Here is a 2,744-nt window from a genome sequence, read left to right as displayed (position 1 = left end):
GGGCGGGGTCGAGATCGGCCTCCGGCCAGCCGAGCGCGGCGAGTGCCTCCGTGAGGTCGGCGCCGGTGATGTCCTCGATGTGCGGTTCGACGCTGGTGAGCGTGGCCCGGAGCGTCCCGCCCTCCTCGACCACGTGCACCGGCACGGTGCCGGCGCGCGTCGCGAACACCAGCTCCCCAGGGCCCACCCGCTCGGCGAGCGCCACGGCGGTCGCGACGGTGGCGTGCCCGCAGAACGGCACCTCGGCCTTGGGGCTGAAGTACCGGATGGTGTACGCCCGCCCCTCCTCACCGCCGAGGCCCTCCGGGGGCGCCGTCAGGAACGCGGACTCCGAGTATCCGAGGTCGGCGGCGATGGCCAGCATGGCGCTGTCGTCCAGGGCGGTGGCGTCCAGGACGACGCCTGCGGGGTTCCCGCCGGCCGGGTCGCTGGAGAAGGCGGTGTAGCGCAGAACCTCGGGCTGTGACTCGGTCGTCGTCATGCTCGGGCAACCGGGGTGGGGCCGCGGCCATTCCCGCACGTGGGCGGAGACGGCGCAGGGCGCCCGACGGAAGCCTGCCGGTCGGGCGCCCGGACTGTCCTGGCCGGCGATCACTTCTTGACCACGGACTCCACCCAGCTGATGAAGTTGGTCGTCGCGTCGCCGGTGCGCTCGGCCATCGTGTGCGCCAGGCCCCACACCGTGGCGAAGTCGACGTCACGGAGGCCGTAGTTCCGCAGGGCCAACTGGACGTTGATCTCGGTCGTGTTGGCCGTGTCGCCCTGCATGATGCCGGTGCGGATGCGCCAGTGCCGCGCCACCTTCGACTGCCGGTAGCCGGCGAAGGCGGGCGAGAGGAAGTACAGCGGGTTGTACGCGTCGCCCCGCCAGGCCATGTCCTTGCCAACGCTGTCCTTCTTCGCGAAGTCGCTGTCGTAGGCCGAGGAGCCGTAGGCGGAGTCCCAGTCGGAGTACGTGGCGTACGTCGTCTCGTTCGCCCTGACGACGTCACGCGTGAGCGGCGCGAAGTGCGACGGGGCATTGAGCCCCATCGCGAAGACGCTGTTCTCGCCCTGCCCGCGGGAGTATCCGTCGAACGCGCCGACCGGCTTGTTCGCGGTCTTCTGGCTGTTCACGAAGCCTTCGAGACCGGACACCGTGGCGGTGTTGGTCGTGGCGTCGTAGGTGACCCAGGTGCTGTCGGTGTTGAGGTGGGCGATGTAGTCGGCGACCGTCTCGTACGTGGTCGAGGTTCCCGTCTGGCCCGATCCGGGCGGGCCGCCCTGGGTCGTGATGGTGTACGGAAAGGTGTTGTCCGAGAGGAAGTTGTTCAGCGAGGTGGTGATCACCTCGATCAGGTGGTCGTAGTAGCTGCCGGACAGGTACGTGCCGCTGCTTGACTCGGTCAGTTCCAGGCGCTTGCCGTGCTCGTCGCGCAGACCCAGGCGGTTGAGGTACTTGGGCCAGGCCTTCGCGAGGTCCGCCGAGTAGGCGCTGGTCCACGTGGTGGACGCGCGCGTGCCGGTCGAGGCGAACTGGCCCATGTTCCACTCGTAGGACAGGTTGGCCTCGGCGAGGTCGGTGATCGGGCACCAGGCCATGACGCCTGCGACCGCGTCGCTGAGGGGCCGGCCCTGGGCGTCCTCCATCGCCGCGCCGATCGTGCGCAGGTACGGGTCGAACAGGGGGCTGTCGCCGGACGTGCCCGCCACGGTGTCCTGGGCGCCGCCGCCGCTCATGCCGAACAGGACGATGTCGTCCGCGCTGCCGGGCAGGACACTCCGGTTGTACCGGAGGAAGCGGACCGCGGCCTTGAGGTCGGTCACGCCCCAGGGAGCCGCGTCGGAGCGGGTGCTGGTCGAGCTGTCCCGGCCGCGCAGGCCCGGCCACACGTAGACGAGCCCGGCCTCCAGGTACGCCGACACGCTGGTGTAGCTGTAGGACGTGGCCGGTGCCTGCTGGGCGTAACCGGGGGTGTTCACCGGGATCACGATCGGCGCCGTGCGTCCCGAGTACGCGCCGACGGTGCCCTTCGGATTCGCCTTCGCGGTGTAAGTGGTCCCGTCGCTGTTCGCGGTGGCCGTCAGATAGGCGCCCGGCACATAGATCGACAGGTTCTCGTAGTCCGTCGCAGCCGGGTTCGCGACGTACACCTTCCCGATCTGGTAGTACACGTCGTTGGTCGAGTCGTACGACCATGCGGTGGAGTCGAGCTCCAGCGAGTACGCCGCGGACGTGCTCGACGAACTGCTCGGCGACGCGGTGGCGGCGAACGCCGTGCCTGCCGTGCCCTCAGCGACTCCGAACGTGGCCAGGGCTGCGACGCCCGTGGCGCTACGGATAACCGTTCTGCGGTTCATGTCCACCCGTGGACCTCCTTGTACAGCAAGTTGCTTGGTCACAGCCGTACTTGGGCACCACCCCGGCGACGCCGCGGGCAAGTCGGGCTGTGCGGCTCGTACGAGTCCCAGACTGTAGGCCGGGACCCTGAGCCGGAGCCGCGAATTGTTAACAATTTCGATGATAATTTTGTTAGAAGACGTCAGCGCCGGGCGCGGCCGCGTCAAACCGGGTCGCCGAAGCCGCCACAACCTCTCCCCGCGATCGCCACCCCGTCCACATCAAGGAAGTGCGACGGTGACGGCCTGAGACAGGAATCGCACAGGCGAAGGAGCAACTCCCGGTCGCGGAGGCCGTGTCGAAGCCTTCCTTCCCCCCGTAGACGCAGGGGCCAAGTCCCCCTCCTCGCCCGGCAGTCATTTCT

Annotated in this window: 2 protein-coding genes; both read right to left on the bottom strand. The window is 68.9% G+C overall.

Features of this window, described 5'->3' with window-relative positions; genetic code table 11:
• Positions 1–481, bottom strand: a 481-nt coding sequence (locus AC31A1_RS49670; protein WP_489659640.1) for a PhzF family phenazine biosynthesis protein, incomplete at its 3' end; no start/stop codon positions are given.
• A 110-nt stretch (positions 482–591) separates the two neighbouring features.
• Complete coding sequence (locus AC31A1_RS49665) at positions 592–2,340, bottom strand: esterase (RefSeq protein WP_489659639.1); 1,749 nt, start codon at positions 2,338–2,340, stop codon at positions 592–594.
• Between the last annotated feature and the right edge of the window lie 404 nt (positions 2,341–2,744).

Source organism: Streptomyces sp. P5F9 (assembly GCF_057961495.1).
This window is presented reverse-complemented; position numbering and strand designations above follow the sequence as displayed.